Source organism: Paenibacillus silviterrae, assembly GCF_030167925.1.
Taxonomy (GTDB): Bacteria; Bacillota; Bacilli; order Paenibacillales; family NBRC-103111; genus Paenibacillus_G; species Paenibacillus_G silviterrae.
Genome location: NZ_JASKUT010000001.1, coordinates 2,791,234 through 2,810,351 on the forward strand (window position 1 = coordinate 2,791,234; position 19,118 = coordinate 2,810,351).

Annotated in this window: 20 protein-coding genes; 8 read left to right on the forward strand and 12 right to left on the reverse strand. The window is 53.8% G+C overall.

All coding sequences use genetic code 11. The features are described from left to right. Nucleotide 1: 1 nt before the first annotated feature. Complete coding sequence (locus QMO62_RS12790) at nt 2–712, forward strand: polyphosphate polymerase domain-containing protein (RefSeq protein ID WP_284641344.1); 711 nt, start codon at nt 2–4, stop codon at nt 710–712. A 21-nt stretch (nt 713–733) separates the two neighbouring features. Further along, on the forward strand, nt 734–1,414 hold the full coding sequence (locus QMO62_RS12795; RefSeq protein ID WP_284641345.1) for a DUF4956 domain-containing protein: 681 nt from the start codon (nt 734–736) through the stop codon (nt 1,412–1,414). 24 nt (nt 1,415–1,438) lie between these two features. On the opposite strand, the gene QMO62_RS12800 is transcribed toward QMO62_RS12795, so the two are convergent. Beyond that, complete coding sequence (locus QMO62_RS12800) at nt 1,439–2,422, reverse strand: stalk domain-containing protein (RefSeq protein WP_284641346.1); 984 nt, start codon at nt 2,420–2,422, stop codon at nt 1,439–1,441. A 154-nt stretch (nt 2,423–2,576) separates the two neighbouring features. Here QMO62_RS12800 and QMO62_RS12805 point away from each other — a divergent pair, with 154 nt between their 5' ends. After that, on the forward strand, nt 2,577–3,404 hold the full coding sequence (locus QMO62_RS12805; protein WP_284641347.1) for a DUF2935 domain-containing protein: 828 nt from the start codon (nt 2,577–2,579) through the stop codon (nt 3,402–3,404). A 63-nt stretch (nt 3,405–3,467) separates the two neighbouring features. On the opposite strand, the gene ilvD is transcribed toward QMO62_RS12805, so the two are convergent. Continuing rightward, nucleotides 3,468–5,153 (reverse strand): dihydroxy-acid dehydratase, encoded by a 1,686-nt coding sequence (ilvD, locus tag QMO62_RS12810; protein WP_284641348.1) that lies wholly within the window; start codon nt 5,151–5,153, stop codon nt 3,468–3,470. 162 nt (nt 5,154–5,315) lie between these two features. Between ilvD and QMO62_RS12815 the strand changes: the two genes are divergently transcribed. The 3 genes from QMO62_RS12815 to fabF all read left to right on the forward strand — a co-directional run bounded on the left by QMO62_RS12815 (nt 5,316) and on the right by fabF (nt 7,816). Beyond that, nucleotides 5,316–5,645 carry a DUF3055 domain-containing protein gene (locus tag QMO62_RS12815; protein WP_372516671.1) on the forward strand — a complete coding sequence of 110 codons (330 nt, stop codon included), beginning with the start codon at nt 5,316–5,318 and terminating at the stop codon, nt 5,643–5,645. A gap of 189 nt (nt 5,646–5,834) precedes the next feature. Beyond that, nucleotides 5,835–6,431: a TetR/AcrR family transcriptional regulator gene (locus QMO62_RS12820; protein ID WP_284641349.1), complete on the forward strand. Its 597-nt coding sequence runs from the start codon at nt 5,835–5,837 to the stop codon at nt 6,429–6,431. Nucleotides 6,432–6,538: 107 nt separating this feature from the next. After that, complete coding sequence (fabF, locus tag QMO62_RS12825) at nt 6,539–7,816, forward strand: beta-ketoacyl-ACP synthase II (protein WP_284641350.1); 1,278 nt, start codon at nt 6,539–6,541, stop codon at nt 7,814–7,816. A 69-nt stretch (nt 7,817–7,885) separates the two neighbouring features. On the opposite strand, the gene QMO62_RS12830 is transcribed toward fabF, so the two are convergent. The 4 genes from QMO62_RS12830 to QMO62_RS12845 all read right to left on the reverse strand — a co-directional run bounded on the left by QMO62_RS12830 (nt 7,886) and on the right by QMO62_RS12845 (nt 11,247). Then, entirely contained in the window at nt 7,886–8,203 is a 318-nt protein-coding gene (locus tag QMO62_RS12830) for a cupin domain-containing protein (RefSeq protein ID WP_284641351.1), read from the reverse strand. Nucleotides 8,204–8,291: 88 nt separating this feature from the next. Next, nucleotides 8,292–8,762 (reverse strand): DUF1284 domain-containing protein, encoded by a 471-nt coding sequence (locus tag QMO62_RS12835; protein WP_284641352.1) that lies wholly within the window; start codon nt 8,760–8,762, stop codon nt 8,292–8,294. Beyond that, on the reverse strand, nt 8,750–10,453 hold the full coding sequence (locus QMO62_RS12840) for an ATP-binding cassette domain-containing protein (RefSeq protein ID WP_284641353.1): 1,704 nt from the start codon (nt 10,451–10,453) through the stop codon (nt 8,750–8,752). The genes QMO62_RS12835 and QMO62_RS12840 overlap by 13 nt, the downstream gene beginning before the upstream one ends. Continuing rightward, nucleotides 10,441–11,247 carry an ATP-binding cassette domain-containing protein gene (locus QMO62_RS12845; protein ID WP_284641354.1) on the reverse strand — a complete coding sequence of 269 codons (807 nt, stop codon included), beginning with the start codon at nt 11,245–11,247 and terminating at the stop codon, nt 10,441–10,443. The genes QMO62_RS12840 and QMO62_RS12845 overlap by 13 nt, the downstream gene beginning before the upstream one ends. A gap of 139 nt (nt 11,248–11,386) precedes the next feature. On the opposite strand from QMO62_RS12845, the gene QMO62_RS12850 reads away from it, so the two are divergent. Continuing rightward, nucleotides 11,387–11,983 carry a biotin transporter BioY gene (locus tag QMO62_RS12850; RefSeq protein ID WP_284641355.1) on the forward strand — a complete coding sequence of 199 codons (597 nt, stop codon included), beginning with the start codon at nt 11,387–11,389 and terminating at the stop codon, nt 11,981–11,983. A gap of 60 nt (nt 11,984–12,043) precedes the next feature. Here the strand turns inward: QMO62_RS12850 and QMO62_RS12855 are convergent, their stop codons facing one another. The 6 genes from QMO62_RS12855 to QMO62_RS12880 form a co-directional block, all read right to left on the reverse strand. Next, nucleotides 12,044–12,931, reverse strand: coding sequence for a 5'-3' exonuclease (locus QMO62_RS12855; RefSeq protein ID WP_284641356.1), 888 nt, complete (start codon nt 12,929–12,931; stop codon nt 12,044–12,046). A 104-nt stretch (nt 12,932–13,035) separates the two neighbouring features. After that, nucleotides 13,036–13,185 carry a 50S ribosomal protein L33 gene (gene rpmG / locus QMO62_RS12860; protein WP_284641357.1) on the reverse strand — a complete coding sequence of 50 codons (150 nt, stop codon included), beginning with the start codon at nt 13,183–13,185 and terminating at the stop codon, nt 13,036–13,038. 2 nt (nt 13,186–13,187) lie between these two features. Next, the gene (locus QMO62_RS12865) at nt 13,188–14,444 is read right to left on the reverse strand and encodes a GTP-binding protein (RefSeq protein WP_284641358.1); all 1,257 of its coding nucleotides are present in this window, start codon (nt 14,442–14,444) and stop codon (nt 13,188–13,190) included. A 307-nt stretch (nt 14,445–14,751) separates the two neighbouring features. After that, on the reverse strand, nt 14,752–15,723 hold the full coding sequence (locus QMO62_RS12870; RefSeq protein WP_284641359.1) for an AraC family transcriptional regulator: 972 nt from the start codon (nt 15,721–15,723) through the stop codon (nt 14,752–14,754). Then, complete coding sequence (locus tag QMO62_RS12875) at nt 15,720–16,739, reverse strand: Gfo/Idh/MocA family protein (RefSeq protein ID WP_284641360.1); 1,020 nt, start codon at nt 16,737–16,739, stop codon at nt 15,720–15,722. The genes QMO62_RS12870 and QMO62_RS12875 overlap by 4 nt, the downstream gene beginning before the upstream one ends. A gap of 30 nt (nt 16,740–16,769) precedes the next feature. Next, entirely contained in the window at nt 16,770–17,852 is a 1,083-nt protein-coding gene (locus QMO62_RS12880; RefSeq protein ID WP_284641361.1) for a Gfo/Idh/MocA family protein, read from the reverse strand. Nucleotides 17,853–18,074: 222 nt separating this feature from the next. Between QMO62_RS12880 and QMO62_RS12885 the strand changes: the two genes are divergently transcribed. Then, a complete protein-coding gene (locus QMO62_RS12885; protein ID WP_284641362.1) occupies nt 18,075–18,581 on the forward strand; it encodes a GNAT family N-acetyltransferase in 507 nt (168 codons plus the stop codon). The last annotated feature ends 537 nt before the right edge of the window (nt 18,582–19,118 follow it).

A 19,118-nucleotide genomic window follows, 5' to 3' on the forward strand; every position in this document is an offset into this window, starting at 1 on the left:
TTTGGAATTCCTTGGCCGCAAATTACGGCATGAGCTCAAATATTATATTCATCCTCATGATTATGTGGTTCTGCGGAATCGAGTTTCCTCCTTCTTAGTCTTAGACAAAAACTCAAACGATCCGCAGGGCTACGGCATTCGCAGCTTGTATTTCGACAGTCCGCAGGATAATGCATTGTACGATAAGCAAGACGGGATATTTGCCAGAGAGAAATATAGGATTCGAATTTACAACGGAAGCGATCGAACCATCAAGCTGGAAAGAAAAAGCAAGTTCGGGGACTATGTGTCCAAAGAAGCGGCCACGCTGACACGTGCCGAGTATGACCGAATTCTGCTCGGTGACGTTACTTATCTTAAAGATTCCGAGATCCCGCTCATCCTGGACTTCTATAGAGCCTTGACTCTTCGAGCTTATCGTCCGACAGTCATTGTCGATTACACAAGAGAGGCCTATATTTATGAGCCGGGAGATGTTCGTATTACGTTTGACAAAATGCTGTCCGCAGGAATGAACACAGTAGATCTGTTTGATGATCATTTGGCATTGAACGAAGCGTTGGAGCCGACTAGGACGATCCTCGAAATTAAATTCAATGAGTTTCTGCCGGACACAATACGAAAGCTTGCTCAACCGCCAGCAAGCCAACGTTCCGCGATCTCAAAATATGTTATTTGCCGGGAGCTGGGGATTCGGAGCTTTAAGCCTTAGCCGCCCTATAGGAGTTGTATCATGGGAGACAATGTTAATTTTCAGGATTTATTTAAAAAAAGCGTCCTGCATCTGGAAGCATTTCGGAACGTATCTTATTTGGATATTGTTCTTGGACTGGGAGCATCCTTTGCCATCGGTATGTTTATCTTCTATATTTATCGCAAAACGTTTCGCGGCGTTGTTTACAGCTACAATTACAATCTTACCTTCGTCCTTATGACGCTGATCACTACACTCATTATCATGACGATCAGCACCAATATTATTCTTTCTTTGGGTATGGTCGGAGCTCTCAGTATTGTGCGCTTTCGAACGGCGGTAAAGGATCCTCTTGATGTCATCTACATGTTCTGGGCAGTTGCTGCCGGGATCGCTACCGGCGCCAAGATGTACCCTATTGCAATCATCGGCTCGTTAGTTATAGGACTAACCATTGTGTGGCTGTCCAGGAAGAAAATGCGGGAGCAGCCCTATCTTCTGATTATCCGTTATACGGATGAAGCATCTATTAGCTTAAAAATGAGACTGCGTAAGGTAGACTATCATCTTAAATCCAAGACAGTACGCAAGGATTTCACGGAATTAACGATAGAGCTTCGATTGAAAGACGAAAACACCGCTTTTGTGAATGAGATCTCTCACATTGACGGTGTCCAGGATGTCAGCTTAATCAATTACACAGGAGACTACGCTCAATGAGCGTAGTTTTTTTACTTTTTGTGGTTAAGGTACGATCTGAATCGTTCTCGTCGCTTCTTCCCAAACGACATTCGCCCCGAGCGCTTCTCCCACAAACCGGAGCGGGACCATAGTGACATCGTTATAAAGCAAAGGTGGCGAGACCAGTCTAGTCTTCCTACCGTTGATGTAAGCTTCCTCGCTATCGATTGTAATTTTGACAGATCGCTTTCCCTTTGACGCTTCTATCGTTCTTGTCTCCTGATCCCATGCCACCTCAGCACCAAGCGCTTCAAACACGGAACGTAAGGGAACAAAGGTCGAACCATTCCAAATCTCGGGACGCTGAGGAAAATTTCGTTCAACGCCATTGACCAATATCCGAGGGGAATCGTTCTTCTCTCTTATGCCGATAAGCCCAAGCTGAGGAGAAGAGCAAGCAGTATCGCCGGATGGTGTCACCTTACACGCCAGTTCCTTCTGCTCGGATTCCCATCGCAGAATATACCGCTCTCTTCCCGCCGGATCCAACGAATACCAGTGATAGTGACTGTCAAGAAAATATATATTTTGCGCCTCATCGGTCTGAAGCGATTCCTTGATAACGTAACTCCCATTAGCCGGTTTATAGCTCCATGAAAGCTTATCACCCTCTCGCTTGACGACCTGGTCTTGTTGAACGGTCACATGCTCAGGTGCCTTCACATATTGTGCGGACGGCTTCGTACGCTTCACACGCTCCCCCGATGAAAGAACAGACTTGTTCCCCCCTGCGGCTTGAAAATGAATCGTATTGTCTATATCCACATAGAGATTATCAACCTGAGACTCATGCAGCCTCCAAGCCAGGGTGAAGCTATCGGCCCCCTGTAAGGATGCGGAGAGTACCACAGACGAATCAAGTTCCGACCGAAGCTCCAATTGTTCTATTTCCGGGGTCATCGCAGGTTCGGAATAAGTACTCCACGGGAGCAAAAGCAGCATAGCGGCTGCAGTCATGGCGGCCAGCTTTCTAAGTAATCGGTTCATTATGTAAACACCTTCTGTTGCAGTATGAGAGGTCACCCTTGTTATATCCCAGTATACTAAATAACAGCCGTTTGAAAAAGCATGATTGCGTGATAACTTAGAAAGTTTTGATCATATACATAGAGAAGCAGAATAGATGAGGAGGCCGCACAAAATGATTCATACATCACCACAGCTTACCCCCCGTGAGGAGCATGCCTTTTGGCTGGAGATCCTGGAGGATCACGCACATTTCGCGCATGACCATCTGGCGCCGGAGGAAACCGCGGATATTCAGCAAGCTGCTTCGTACATACAGGCGTTCGGGGCATTGAGAAAGCAGCTGGCGGCAATCCCGCCCGGACTTCCGGCTGCACATGCGGACATGATCCAATTCAGCAGGCAAGCCTATCCTGTAGCGAACGGTTATTTTCGGTTCGAGGGCTCGCTGCAGAGCAGGCGCATTTTAAACCGGATCAACATCAATTTGACCCCCACCTACTTTAATGGAACCTTACTGGAAAATGAGGAATATTTACGTATCCTAAGCTTTTACATGCAGGGCATGGAGTTTCCGGAGCTTCCGTTGGCAGCACTCTTGGATATGTGGCTGGAGGACCAGCTGGGGCATGCGGTGCTGCTTCGGAATGTGCTGGACCCGGTGGAGCTTCTGCTTACGGAGAAGGCCTCCGGATTCTCTCAGCTGTTTCAAGTACATATGACGAAAAATCGGGCCCTCACGGGCTACCTCCGGTTCATCGCACCGGGCTTCCCCGACCAGCAGCAATTTGCCAAAGAAGTCAGAGAGACCGTACAGCAATTTTATGCCTTCGTAGTAGAGGTGGTCCGCCGGTATCAAGGGACGACCGTACTAAGCCGAACAACGCTGCGCTTTCTCGAGCACCACTTTCCGGAATCGTGCTACTTCCTCCGGAAGCTGGCACTGTACGATCCGTCGGCCGGCTCGTTTGAGAACTGTCCCCTCACGAAGCCGTCATTTTAAAAAAAGCTTGGAGCTCAAGGTGCTAGCACCTTAAGCTCCAAGCTTGGTTTCATTTATAAGGGATTAGATTTTCAGAACCCCGCCGTTGCTTGCATTCGTTACAAGCTTCGAGTAACGGGCCAAATAACCGGTCTTCACCTTCGGCTCGAAGCCCTTCCAGTTGGCCTTGCGGCGCTCCATCTCTTCGTCGCTGATCAGCAGTTGAATCTTGCGGTTCTCCAGATCCAGCTCGATCTCGTCTCCATCTTCAACGAATGCGATCGGACCGCCTTCAGCCGCCTCTGGAGAGATATGCCCGATGCTGATGCCGCGGGATGCGCCGGAGAAACGGCCGTCGGTAATCAAGCCGACCTTCGCGCCAAGACCCATACCTACGATCTGTGATGTAGGCGCGAGCATTTCCGGCATTCCCGGTCCGCCCTTCGGTCCTTCGTAACGAATGACCACGACATGGCCTTCCTTCACCTTGCCGTTCGCAATTCCCGCCAGTGCATCCTCTTGGGAATCGAAGCAGATCGCAGGGCCCTTATGATAGCCGCCGACGGACTTGTCCACCGCACCAACCTTGATGATGGAGCCTTCCGGCGCCAGGTTACCGAACAGTGCGGCCAAGCCGCCGCGTGCGGAGTGCGGGTCGTCGATCGGACGAATGACTTCCTTATTCAAAATCTCGCAGCCGGCCACATTCTCGCGGAGCGTTTTGCCGGTAACGGTAATGCGGTCGCCGTCGAGGGCGCCCGGTTTCTTCAGCAGCTCATTGATGATCGCACTTACGCCGCCAGCGTTGTGCACATCCTCAATGTGATGCTCGGATGCAGGGGCAATCTTGGCCAAATACGGTACGCGCTCAGCCACTTCGTTGATGCGCTCGATCGGATAATCAAAGCCCGCTTCTTTGGCCAAAGCCAGTGTATGAAGCACAGTGTTCGTGGAGCCGCCCATCGCCATATCCAGCGCGAACGCGTTGTCGATCGTTTCCATCGTCACGATATCACGCGGCTTCAGATCGAGCTTGATCAGCTCCATCAGCTGCTTTGCGGACTGGCGGACGAAATCTTTACGTTCAGGAGCAACAGCCAGGATCGTACCGTTGCCTGGAAGCGCCAAACCGAGCACCTCAGCCAAGCAGTTCATGGAGTTCGCCGTGAACATCCCGGAGCAGGAGCCGCAGGTTGGACAGCCGTACTGCTCAAGCTCTTGCAGGCCCTTCTCGTCAATCTTCCCGGCCTGATAAGCGCCCACGCCTTCAAATACGGAGGACAGGGAGATGGAACGGCCGTCGGACGTTTTACCGGCCTTCATCGGGCCGCCGCTGACGAATACCGTCGGAATGTTGACGCGGAGTGCGCCCATCATCATGCCCGGTGTAATTTTGTCACAGTTCGGGATACAAACCATACCGTCGAACCAGTGGGCGGAAACAACGGTTTCCAAAGCGTCCGCAATAATCTCGCGGCTCGGCAAGGAATAACGCATACCGATATGACCCATCGCGATGCCGTCATCCACACCGATCGTATTAAATTCAAAAGGTACGCCGCCCGCTTCGCGAATCGCTTCTTTGACGATTTTGCCGAATTCTTGAAGGTGCACGTGACCTGGAACAATGTCGATATAAGAGTTACAAACCGCAATAAACGGCTTGCCGAAGTCCTCTTCCTTTACCCCTGCGGCACGCAGCAAGCTGCGGTGCGGCGCGCGGTCAAAGCCTTTTTTGATCATGTCGCTTCTCATTTTACCGTTAGCCATTACCGTATAACCCTCCCAAGCTTCTATGCTACTTCAATATGCTTCCTATGATTGTACCATGTTTCTAGTAAATTGAAAACGAAATCCCATTTGGGAAAACCAGACGATCTGTAGTACCGCCGTCGGGTCCTGTTTTTGCCGAAGGAGGACGTTTCGAGTATAATGAGGGCAGATGAAGGAGGCGTAGCCGGCATGTCCGCAACGGAATTTGATTATTTATACGATGGCGTAGAGGAGACGAAGACGCGTTTTGTGTGCTTTGTCGGGGAAACGATGCGCCGTTTCGATCTTGCCATTACCACGACGAACCGCTTCTACGGAAAGAAGCTGGTGACGGATATGCAGCTTGGCCGTACGGCGGTGATCGGACCGGACGATCTCGAGGAAGAGGGTTACCTCGAGCACGTGTACAAGCTGAACGAAGAGGAAGCGAACGAGCTGAGGGAGTTTCTCGGGCAAATCGTCGGACCGGTGAATTTCACGGATATTTAAGTGGACACCGCCAGAGACACCGATAAAGGTAACGCAAAAAGTCGCAAGGGAAGCTGTCGTCAGCTGCTCTGCGGCTTTTTCTTGTTGCTGTGCAGCCCTAACCTTATATAAAACTTGACAAAGGGGCTCCTCATTCGTTATCTTACAATTAAGACCGATCGGTCTTATAATGCCGAAAGGATTAGATTTATGCGTAAAGGGGAAAACACCAAGCTGCGGATCATTGCTCAATCGGCGGAGCTCCTGAACCGCAAGGGCTATCTGCATGCTCCTGTATCGGAAATTATGGAAGCTACGGGATTAAAGAAGGGGGGCATTTATAACCACTTCGAGAGCAAGGAGGACTTGGCCCGGGAAGCGCTCAGCTACGCCGTTCAGCTGCTCGGTCATCGACTCAAGGAAGCCTTGAGCGCGGAAGGAACCGTCACCGAGAAGGTTCTGCGCTTTATGCAGGTAAGCCAGGAGCTGCTCCTCGGTGTGCCGATTCCCGGAGGCTGTCCGGTCATGAACGCGGCGGTGGAAGCGGACGATACTTCGCCCGAGCTGCGGGAGCTGGCCAAACAAGCGATGGATCGCATGGTCAGTATGGTGCAGCGTACGCTCCAAGACGGGATCGCATCCGGCGAATTGAAGCCGGAGCTTGACACCGAGGCCTTGGCCTCCGTCATCGTAGCCACCATGGAAGGAGCTCTCATGATGAGCCGCTTGCACGGGAACGATCACCATCTCCGGATCGCAGCCCGGCATATAACCGGCGTGCTGCATTCCGCATGTCTCACTTCATAAATAAGACCGATTAACCCCCTCTCGCAGGGGCTTCCTTTTACCGAAAAAACAGACCATTCGGTCTCAATTTAACCGCTATTCATTTCAGAAAAAGAGGTGTACCCGTTATGTCTATCAACCCTTCGCCAAACGATTCCTCCGCAACGTCCCGCCGTGTCGTCGTTACCGGCATGGGCGTCGTCTCCCCTGTCGGTTCTACCGTTCAGGACTTCTGGACACACCTGATCGAAGGCCGCTCCGGCATCCGCCCTGTCTCCGGGTTCGATACCGCTCCGTTTGCTACCCGGATTGCGGGGGAAGCTTACGGCTTTCAGCCCGAGCTTTACCTGGAACCGAAGGAGCTTCGGCTGTATGATCGCTTCCTTCAATTTGCCATAGCCGCATCAACCCAGGCGCTGCAACAGTCCGGTTATCTGATCACGGAAAGCAATGCCGAGAGAACCGGTGTGTACATAGGCTCCGGCTTCGGCGGTATCTCCACTCTGCTGGACAATCACAAGCAGCTCCTGGATCGCGGAGCCCGGCGGGTCAGCCCGTTCATGGTGCCGATGATGATCCCGAACATGGCCTCAGGGCAAGTATCCATCCGATTCGGGGCGCAAGGGCCGAACAGCTCGCCGGCCACCGCCTGCGCTACCGGCAACAACGCGATCGGCGACGCCTTTCACCTCATCCGCAGCGGACGTGCGGATGTTATGCTCGCCGGCGGCACCGAGGCTCCGATCTGCGAGCTTTCCTTCGCCGGATTCTCCAACATGAAGGCCATGTCCACCCGGAGCGATGCGCCTGAGCGCGCCAGCCGGCCGTTCGATCTGCAGCGGGACGGCTTCGTCATGTCGGAGGGGGCCGGTGTGCTGCTGCTGGAGGAGCTAAACGGCGCATTGCGCCGAGGTGTCCCGATCTTGGCGGAGATCATCGGGTACGGTCTTTCGGCGGACGCCTATCATATGACCGCTCCCGATCCGGAGGGCTCCGGCGCCTATCGTGCTATGGCGGAAGCGCTGCGAGACGCGGGCTTAACCCCCGGGCAGGTCGATTATATCAATGCTCACGCTACCGGGACGCCGCTGGGAGACCAGGCGGAAACGGCAGCCATCCAGCGGCTGTTCGGGGAGCACGCGCACCAGCTGTCCGTCAGCTCGACCAAATCCGTAACAGGCCACTTGTTCGGGGCAGCAGGCGGTATAGAGGCCGTTGCGACCGTAAGGGCGTTGCAGGAAGGTCTTCTCCCTCCGACGATCAATTATGAAAGCCCTGACCCAACCTGCGATCTGGATTACATTCCGAACGTAGCTCGCGCTAAGGACATCCGGGTGGCGCTATCCAACGGCTTCGGCTTTGGAGGACACAATGCCGTGATCGCCCTTCGCAAATACGAGCCCTGACCGACCGAACGACAAAAAAAAAGGCCGTACCCCAAATAACATCATTTGGAGGTACGGCCTTTGGTTATGTTATCGTTTTACTAAATCTTCCCGGACCGGGGTAAAGGAGTCCAGCAGTGCGCTTGGCTCAAGGGCGCGGCAGCCGTGCTTCGCTCCGCTGGGGATATAAATCGTCTCCCCTGCTGTGATCACCGTTTTCTCACCGTCGATGGAAAATTCGAGCTTGCCCTTCAGGCAATAAGACAGCTGCTCATGCGGATGGCTGTGAAGGTACCCCTCCGCACCTTCCTCAAAATGCACTTCCATCATCATAATCCCTTTGCCCGGCTCAAAAATTTTGCGCTTAACGCCCGGCTCGGCGTTTTCCCATACGTTAATGTTGCTCATAGCTCCTACCTACCTTCCTTTCGCGTACAAGTAGTCCATTGCCACCCACAGTATATCGCAAATTCGCTCTAAACAGAAGCGATTCCATTTAGGTTTGCTTGGGTTCTTTTTGGGGCGAAGGAGTCAATGTAGGCAAGGCCGGCAAGCCTTCGCCTCCCGCAGCGAGCCGGGCTAGGCCCGCCTCACATACGCCGTAGCTTCTCCAGCGGCAGCCGGCACACCATTCCCCTATCCTCTCCGGTGCTACCCATCGGCGGATCCGCTCGAGCAGCTGTTCCCAAGCCAGCGTATCCCCGAAGGACAGCCCCAGGTGATCCAGCACGAGACGGTCATGCCGGAATACCCCTTCTCGATCGCAGTGGTATTCCTGATCGGACGGAAAGCACGAGCATAAATCATCCACACCCTCCACAATTGTTACAGAAGTCGAAGGATTGTCCCGAAGCCGTCCGTATACCGCCGTCATATTCTCCGTATAAGCCTTGGAATAGCCCATACCCCGGTACCCCAGCAAGCATAGCAGATGATGGCCCCGCAATCGAACCGTCATACGCTCCATAGTCTCACCCCCAGCAGGATGCAAAATAGAACCAAGCCCCCGCCTGCGGCAGCCGCATCCGTCGCACGATTTCGCTCCTGAAGATCGGACAGGGACAGCCCCTTGCGGTTGATATAGCCCTTAATCTCCATCGCCATGATCAAATCCTCCACCGTCTGAAACAGCGAGATGAGCAGCGGGATCACGAAAACGGGGATATCCCTGACGGCAATCTGGCCGCGGCGTGTGGTCCTCTTGCCCCGGGCTTGTGCGATCAGCGCAAAGCGCCGGGTTTCCTCCAGAATGAGCGGGATAAACCGCAGGACGAGCGATGCGGCCAGCGCCAGCATCGAGGTTGACCAGCCGATCCGGTCGAAGACGGACAACGCCTTCTGCAGCCCCTGCTTCATCTCAACCGGACTGGTCGATAAGGTGAACACAATCCCCAGCAGTGTAACCGAGAAGAATGGCAGCAAATGAGCGAAGCTGCCTGCAGCTCCTTCCCAGGCAAAGGATAAGGGGAAGCTTTGGTCCGTTTGGACCCGAAGCCCGGCAAAGCTCGAGGCGAAGGCCATAAAAAAGAGCAGCGGCTTGCAGAGCCTCAGCACCCGGCCGGCATGCTCCCGGTCCAGCAGCAGCACCGCACCGAAAGCAAGCAGCAGCGATAAGACAGTGCCGATCCGCTCCGTCTGAAGCACAAAGCCGGCGGAGAGCAGCGTATACACCAGCCACTTCACCCGCGCATCCAGCAGGTAGACGAGCCTGCGCCCGGTTGCGGTCCCGGGCTGCTCAGACGAATTCATCAGCGGCACTTCGCCCCGCTCACTAACCGGCGACAACGCTGCCGCCGCCTCTTGCGGCCCAGCCTCGAAGGAGCGTCTGTCCAGCGCCAGCGCCAGCTGCTCCGCCATCTTCTCCGGCTCCAGCATCTGCAGCGGCACGTCCAGCCCGGCACTGCGAAGCTCTCTTGCCAGCTCGGCAGCACCCGGCAGCCCGACTCCCGCCTGCTCCAGCAGCTCCGGATCCCACCGCAGCTCCTCCGGCGTCATATCCGCTACAAGGCGGCCTTCGCTCAGGATCAAGACGCGATCCGCCACCTCCAGGAACGCCTCCCAATCATGCGTTGCCATCACCACACCGGAGCTTCGCTTCCACTCAAGCAGCTGCTCCTTCAGCCGGGCGGAAGAGGCCGCGTCGAGACAGGCTGACGGCTCATCGAGGAAGAGCCACGGCCGCTGCGTTGCGGAGAGAGAAGCCAGCGCCACACGCCGCTTCTGCCCGCCGCTGAGCGTCAAGGGAGACGCCCCCAGCAGCTCCCGCGGCAGCTTCATTGAGGACATCGCCTTGTCGATGCGCTCCTCCCGCTCCGGCTTGCCAAGCCTATACGGACGAAGAGAGTAATCGAACTCTCCCTGAACCGTCTGAGCGAACAGCTGCTGCTCGGGAAACTGAAAGGCCATGCCGCTAAGCAGCAGCGCCTCGCGCACGGGCTTTCCTTTGCGCCATAAGGAGGTGCCATTGTAGTCAACCGTACCGGAGGCGATGGGCGTAAGTCCAGCCAACGCCTTCAACAGTGTCGATTTTCCCGAGCCCGTACGGCCGATGAGCAGCGTCAACGAATGCTCCGCGATTTCGCCGCTTACCGGATGCAGGATCGTCCGCCCCTCTCTACCTTCCGCTCTAACGGTGACGTCTCTCATTACGATAGGCATAATGCGTGCATGACCTCCTTCAGCTCGCGGGCATGGACAGGCCGCTGGGGGATAGAATAGCCCTTGCGCTCCAGCTGTCTGACCACCCTGACCGTATAAGGCAGCTCCATGCCCAGCCGTTCACACGGGCTCATTGCTTCCCCGTCCGGCGGATAAAAGAAATGACGGCTCTCTCCGTCGTAGACAACATGTCCAGCCTCCATCGCAAGCACCCGGTCCGCGAAGCCAAGCTCCTCCGGCCGGTGAGTGATCCAAAGGATCGTCGTTCCCGAGCGGTGAATCCGCTGAACGGCTTCCAGCACCAGCGCCCTCGACGCCGGGTCCAGCATTGACGTAATTTCATCCAGAATGATGAAATTGGCTCCCGCCGCAAGACAGGAGGCCAGATTCAACAGCTGCTTTTGCCCGCCGGATAAGGTAGTGACAAGGGTATCCAGCGGCACATGCAGGCCCACCTGTTCCAGCAGCTCCCGGACCAGCTGTACTTTCCCGTCAATAGAGCCATCTGCGGCGAGGCATAAGCTGACCTCCTCCAGCACCGTTTCCCCGATCAACTGGCTGTCCGGATTTTGCAAAACGATATAAGTACGGACTAAGTCCTCTTTCACGATCCTTCCGCTGCTGACCGTACCTAAGCCGGCTGCGGCTTTCGCCATCGTGCTTTTGCCGCTGCCGTTGGAGCCGACAACCGCCGTCCAGTAGCCGGCAGGGAAAACCGCCGTCACACCGCGAAGCGCATAAACATGTCCGGACAATCCGTTTTCATAGGTGATATGTACATTTTCGAAGATCATAGCCATAAGAAATAAAATTCGTCCCCTCTCTACCATTTTCTGAGAGACCATGCTATAATGCCAATTGTTAACCAAGAATGTTCGTTATCAGGTTAACAATCAAGTAATACTACTATATCATCAATAGGAGAGAGAGACAATGAGAGGATTGACACTGCGCGGAGTTGCCTTCAGCAGCTTGTTCGCCGCACTGGTCGTTGTGTTCGGCTTTGTGAGCATCCCGCTCGGCTTTACCCCGGTACCTATCACCCTTCAAACATTAGCCGTCATGCTGGCAGGCGGCCTGTTAGGTGCCGGTTATGGCTTTTTCAGCTTGTTTATTGTGGTTGCTTTAACGGCGCTAGGATTTCCCTTGCTCGGGGGGAAAGGCGGCATTTCCGTACTGATGGGACCGACGGCGGGCTACGTCTGGATGTGGCCGATTGCCGCTCTCTTGATCGGTTGGATCGTACAGAAGCTGAAGCAGAAGGGGGTCGTCGAATTTCTGCTGATCTTCCTTGCCATGGAAGTGTTCGGTTCCCTGCTGCTGTATGTATCCGGAGTTCCATGGCTTGCGCACGTGGCCAAGCTTCCGTTTGACAAGGCGATGGTAGCCGGGTGTTATCCTTACCTGCCGGGTGATGCCATAAAAGCCTTGGCAGCTACGGTCATTGTCATTTCCTTACGGCGTGTGTTCCCTGTTCAGCGTTTGATCGGCAGCAGCAGCAGCGTTTCTCATCCAACCCAATCCATGTAATCTCCACACGAACAAAAGAGGCGTATCCCGCAGCAAACGCGGACAACGCCTCTTTTGTTCTTAAGAAACCGTGCCGATACGGCCGATTTCCTTCGTGAGCGAGTTGAATTCCAGCTCCTCAAACTTGGCTTGCACCGTCCGGCTGTCCGGACTCCACACGCCTTCCTCCAAAGAGCATGCGACCGGAGCTTCACAGCATATCGTAGCCAGCTCGCGGCACAGATGCAGCATCTCCAGATCCGCCTCGATCTTACTTTTCACACCCTTCGGTAGCGAGGCGAGATTGGCTATAATCCCGTCGATGGACTCATACTCAAGCAGCAGCTTGACGGCCGTCTTCTCGCCGATCCCCTTGACACCCGGATAATTATCGCTTGTATCCCCGATCAGTCCCTTCAGATCAATAAACTGCGCCGGTGTCAGCTGCTTCTCTTCAAGCAAGGCGTCAGGGTCATAGACCGCGTAATTGGAAGCGCCCTTTTTCATAATAATAACCTTAATCTTCTCCGTCACCAATTGAAGCATATCGTGGTCGCCGGTGAGCACATATACGTCCGCATCACTGCTATAGTGGCGTGCCAGTGTGCCGATGCAATCGTCGGCCTCGAAGCCATGGATCCCTACATTCGGCACGCCAAAGCTGGCCACGACTTCCTTCACCAAATCGAACTGAGGGATCATCTCGAGCGGAGCCTCGGGACGGTTCCCCTTGTAGTCGCTGAATTTTTCCGTGCGGAACGTACTGCTGCCCATATCCCAACAGCAAACCACATGCGTCGGCTGAAACTGCTTAATCGCGTCCATAAAATATTTCAGAAAACCGAACACCGCATTCGTCGGCAATCCCGCTTTCGTTTTTCTTATGTACCCTCCATAGGAGTTGGCATAAAATCCTCTGAATAACAACGCCATACCGTCTACCAGCAATACCTTCTTCTCTTGATTCATCGACTCTATCAACGCCTTACTCGTTTTTCTAGTATTATAGCATAGAGTCGCCGGGTATTGGCTGGTATCATGATAGGAAAAAAAGTGCAATTCGCAAAGCATGATTACCGGGTTTCCCGGTGCAGCGTCACTCTTTTCAACCGCGGGCTGTATTTCTTGAGCTCCAGGCGGCCTGGATGGTTCTTCTTATTCTTGGTAGTCGTATAGTTCCGGTCGCCTGTTTCCGTGCATGCCAGCGTAACGATAACTCGCATAGCTACACCTCCTCTCCTGACGGTCCGGCAGCCGCAGCCAGAATCTGCTCCAGCTGTTCCGAGGATGCGTTCGGCAGCCCGTCGTGAATTCGGCTCCAATCCGAGCGCATCTCCTCGTCCGTCAGCAGGCATTGATCCAGCTGCTCCGTAATCTCCGTCTTGTTCATATGAATACCGATCAGCACAAAACGCGTGATTCTATCCCCGTACACGGGGTCCCAAGCCTGCAAAAGCTCCGGCTCCTCCGTCAGCAGCGCCTCCCGTTCTTCTGAAGGAAGTGCGGACACCCACAATCCGGCTGGCCCGAATTGAATGGAAGGACCTGCCTGGCTTAAGCTCTGGGCCATGTCATTCCTTGTCGCGAGCCATACCATCCCCTTCGCCCGAACGACCTCCTCCGGCCAATCGGACATCCATTCGGTCAACCGCTCCGTGTGAAACGGTCTCCTCCGCTCATAAACAAAGGAAGAAATTCCATACTCCTCTGTCTCCGGGGCATGATGGCCCTGCTCGAGCTCCTTCATCCATCCGGCGGATATGCTGGCTTCGTCGAAGTCGAACCGTCCCGTATTCAGCAGATGCTTCGGATCGACCATGCCCCGCGTTGTGCGGAGAATCACTGCCCGCGGTTGAAGCTTCCGCAGTACCTGCTCCAGCTCAGCAAGCTCCTCTTCCTCGACGAGATCGCACTTGTTCAGAAGCAGCACATCGCAGAATTCGATTTGGCTAAGCAGCAGATCGACAACGTCGCGAGTATCGTCCTCGCCTACCGCCTGCTGACGATCCAGCAGCGATTCGCCGCTGGAGTAGTCATGCCAAAAGCGGTATGCATCCACCACCGTCACCATGGTATCCAATCGGCAAAACCGCGTGAGGTCGATGCCGTGTTCCTCATCGATATAGGAGAAGGTTTGCGCTACAGGGATTGGCTCGCCTACACCTGTAGATTCGATCAAGATATAATCGAATCGGCCGTCCCTTGCAAGTCGCTCCACCTCCCGCAGCAGGTCCTCTCGAAGCGTGCAGCAAATACAGCCGTTAGACATCTCCACCAGCTTCTCTTCCGTTTGGGAGAGACCTCCTCCTTCTTTAATCAAATCGGCATCCACATTTACCTCTCCCAAATCATTCACGATGACGGCTACCCTCAAGCCTTGTTTATTCATCAGGATCTGGTTCAGCACCGTCGTCTTCCCTGCGCCCAAGTATCCGCTTAGCACTGTAACCGGTATTTTCCTACTGGCATTTTTTGTGGTCATTCCATAGCCCCCCTCTTAACTAATAGTAATTATTACGATTATAGTTCATTATATTAGCAGTCATTACGAATCCAAGTCAATAGGTAACTACAAAAAAGACCCCTTCGAGGAGAGATCCGTTGTCGTTATATCGATTGAGTAACCATTGCGGTGGGATGCTCGGCGACGATAGCTCCTCCTCCGTTTCCAGATAACGGACCATGGGACGCTGCATATGCCGCAGATCTTGTTGTCGAATTAATAAGGTCTGGAATGTTTTTCATAGCAAAAAGCACCGCAGAGGCTAAACCTCCGGGATGCTTCGTTATTACGGCTCCGCGGATTTGCGGTGCTGCAGCCGATATTGCATAGGCGTAGTGCCAAGCTTCTTTTTGAACACGTAATGCAGATAGTTCGGGCTGGAAAATCCGTTCTGGAAGGCAATATGATCGATCGTGCTGTCGGTCGCCGCCAGCTCCTCGCAAATATGCGTCAGTCTGATCTGCTCGATATACTCACTGAAGGTGCCTCCCGTTTGCTCGCGAAAAATGCGCTGAAGCTGCCGCGCGCTAATCTGCACCCTTTCGGCAACGACCTCCAAGGTCAACGGCGCCATGTAATTGTCTTTGATGAACTGCACGGCAAGCTGATAACGGTAGTGCTTCATATCGCGCGACGGCAAATCCGGCTGAGGTACGGAGGCGTACGCCCTAGTCGTTCTCAGCAAAATTTGGATGATCGATTGCTTAATCACCGTGTACAGCCCAGGCTGGTTCTCGTGCCAGGCACGATAAGCGGTCAGGAAGCATTCCATCGCCCGGTACTGGTCGACGGCAGGTCTTGACGGAAGCTGCTCCAGCTGGCGAATACAGGCATCCGCTTCGGCTATCTCCCATCTCTCCCCCCAATCCTCGACCTCCTCCAGCTCCGGCGCATCGTCGATCCGCTTAATATCGAGATGCAGGCAAAGCTCATCCATCACCTCGAAGACATCGGCCTCCTGATAATGCATCAGACCCGGACCCGTTAAATACATGTGCCCCTCATGAAGCTGAAAGGGCTCATCTCCCAGAATAACCTTGCCTTTTCCCCGGGGAATGAAATGCAGCTCGTAATCTGAATGTTTGTGAAAAGCAACAATTTTACCCGGGGCGAAGCTGGTATGATGGAACTTAATCATACGAATCCCGTATCTCCCCCACCGGAATTGCACGTCCAGCCGGTCTAACGCGAAAGGATTGCTAAGCATCAGCTCATAAGGATATGGCGGCTTGACGCCGCCCCGGGTCAACGTATTCATGGCTGCAAATCGGACAGCTTGAAAGCTGCTCCGGATCGAGCCGATAGATTGGAGGCTTCCATCAGCCGTGTAAGATCACGGGCCAAGCGAATATTCTCCTCCGCCGTAGTTCCGTTCCGGATATGGGAAACCCACTGATGGAAGGCGGACTTTCTTGCCTCCGGCTTCTTCCGGACCTGCCATTCCTTCGCCGCTTCCGCCCCAAGCTTCGAGCTGCGCACCAGCAGCTTGTCGTCATGAGTCGAGTACAGCAGGCTGCCTTCCGTACCGTGAATTTCAATCACGAAGGGTGAGAATCGATTCACGAAGCCTGCCTCCACGATGGCAAGTGCTCCATTCGGGTAGCGCAGAACCGCCACCGCGTTGTCCTCGACTTCCTTTCCCGTGACGTAACCGAAGCTTGCGGTCACGCTTTCCGGCTCACCAAGGAACAGATTGGCCAGATACATCGGATGGCAGCCCAGGTCGATCAAGGCACCGCCGCCGCATTGCTCCAGACTATAGAAGTGAGACGGAAGCCAGCCCAGCTCACCGCGTTCGGACGGAACCGCTCCATTGTGGGAGAGACGGGTGCGAACAAGTGTCAGCTCGCCCAGCAGCCCTTGCTCCAGAATTTCCTGAACAGCCAGCGTATAGCCTTCATTCAGCCTGGGAAGCGAAACCGTCAGCTTCACACCCGCCGCTTCCACAGCAGCCAAGATTTCGTCGCACTCCTTGAGCGTAGGGGCAATTACCTTTTCCGTAAAAATGTGCTTACCGGCCTGCGCTGCCGCTACCATGACATCCCGGTGCATATTCGTCGGCGCATCTACGATGACCCCGGCGATATCCGGCTGTGCCAGCAGCTCCTCCAGACTCTCATAGAAACGAACGCCCCGCTCCTCCGCTTCCTTCCGCCCTCTCTCCGGCATTTCATCCCAGACGGCGACGATCTCCGTATCCGGATGTTCTGTCGCTTGTTTTGCATAATCCCTTGCATGCACATGCCAGAAGCTCAAGCTGGCTACTTTAATCATGTCGATTCCCTCCGGTCGGTCTTCGTTTGGTTATTCGAAATAGACAGCCTTGCCCGTTTGTGCGGATTCATAGATCGCTTCCAAAATTTCCGAAACGACGCAAGCTTGCTCCGGCGTGACTACCGGCTGTTTATCGTGAATCACCGCATCGATCCACATCCGCATCTCCGTATCCTGAGGACTCTCCTTCTTACCAGCATAAAAATCCACACCGCCGGATTCGAGCTGAATCTTATTCGTGTACAAGCGGCTGTGCTTTTCTCCGTTTAACCGCAGTCCGTCCTCCATGTCCGCTCCGGCCTCCGTACCGCACAGCGTAACCTTTGCTTCCTTCACATCCAAAGTATTCAATGCCCAGCTGGACTCCAGAACGATCGTCGCCCCGTTTTTCATTACGATCATGCCCATCGCCGAATCCTCCACCGTGAACTTGGCAGGATCCCATGGACCCCAGGCATTGGCAGCGTTTTCTTTACCGGACAGCTTATGGAACTTCGTTCCGAGAACCACCTTCGGCTCATAATTGTTCATCACCCAAAGGGTTAAATCAAGCGCGTGCGTACCGATGTCGATCAACGGGCCTCCGCCTTGCTTCTCTTCGTCAAGGAATACGCCCCAAGTCGGTACGGCGCGGCGGCGAATCGCATGAGCCTTGCCGTAATAAATATCTCCAAGCTCCCCATCCTCGCAAAGCCGCTTAAGGTACAAGCTGTCCGCACGGAAACGGTTGTTGTAGCCGACCGTCAGCTTCTTGCCTGTCCGCTTCGTAGCCTCTACCATACGGCGGGCGTCTGCAGCGGTTTTGGCCATCGGCTTCTCGCACATCACGTGCTTGCCGGCCTCCATTGCAGCTATGGAGATTTCAGCATGGGAATCGTTTGGCGTACATACATGAATGACATCAATCGAATCATCCTGAAGGAGCTCGCGATAGTCCTCGTACACCTTTGCTCCTTCAACTCCATACTTTCCGGCGGCTTCCTCCGCACGTCCAACAATGATGTCACAAAAAGCGACAATCTCGACCTGCTCCAGCTTAGCCAAACTTGGCAGATGCTTTCCGTTCGCAATCCCCCCACAACCGATAATTCCCACTTTCAGCTTAGCAGACATACATAAATCCTCCTTGTTTAATTCGTATCTTGCTAACATAGTACCACGAAGCTATCCTGCTTGAAATTGCAAATTAGCGACAGTCAAGAGTAAGAAATTGCGACATCGCGAACATGCCTGAGTAAAACTATGGTAGTCCGCCTTTACTTCCCATCCGGTTTACTGTAGCAGCTCCGGTATATTACAATTAGAATTATTTACTAAGGTGAGGAGTGATTGGCTATGCCCAATATAGATATCAAACGGCTGGAATCGGTAGATGAATGCTTCGACGAGCTTACGGAATTGATTATGCTGGTCGTCGAGGATGGAGCTTCCATCGGTTTCCTCCACCCGTTGGAGCGTCACGAAGCTCAGATATACTGGCAAGGCGTGCCGGCTCCCGAGGTCGTCTTGTATGCTGCTCTGATCGACGGCAAGCTTGTCGGCAGCGTACAATTGCATCTTTGCATGAAGCGAAACGGAGATCACCGGGCGGAAATTGCCAAATTAATGACGCACCCTGACTATCGCAGACAAGGTGTCGGCCGTGTTCTGATGGAGGCTGCAGAAGCGCATGCGAAGCAAGAGGGACGTTCTTTGCTGGTGCTGGATACGAGAGAAGGCGATCCCTCCAATCTGCTGTATCAATCGTTAGGTTACGTACAGGCCGGCCGTATCCCCGATTATGCGAAGTCCGCGAGCGGGCGATTGGATGCTACCGTTTTGTATTATAAAAGCTTGCTGTAAGTTAAGCCGTCCGGTCCCGGACTTACCTTTGAAGGTCTTCGCGTACGATTCCATACATTCACCGCACGCTTAGGGATGGGTATGCGGTTCCGCGGCTACGTGATAATTTCTGCGTATATACAACTTCCAAGACCATTTGCCTCGTTTCCAGCCATTGTATACTCTCAAAGATGCTTATACTCACAAAACTGTACTCTTAACCGTGCTTGGGATGGTGGATTTCTGCACTTTAAGGTGATTTTTCATAACGTTATAAGGAGCGTTACCGGGCCGTGATAAGCGCCCGACACCCTGTAACGCGATTTTTTCATCTTACGGTGCAGATGAACACATATTTGGTATAGTTAAGGTGAATTTATAACGTTACAAGGAGCGTTACCGGGCCGTGATAAGCACCAGACGCATTGTAACGCGATTTTTTCATCTTACGGTCGCAGATGAATACATATTGGGTACAGTTAAGGTGATTTCATAACGTTACAAGGAGCATTACCCCGAGAAGGAGAACAGCATTTACGGCATCACTGCCTGCGGCAT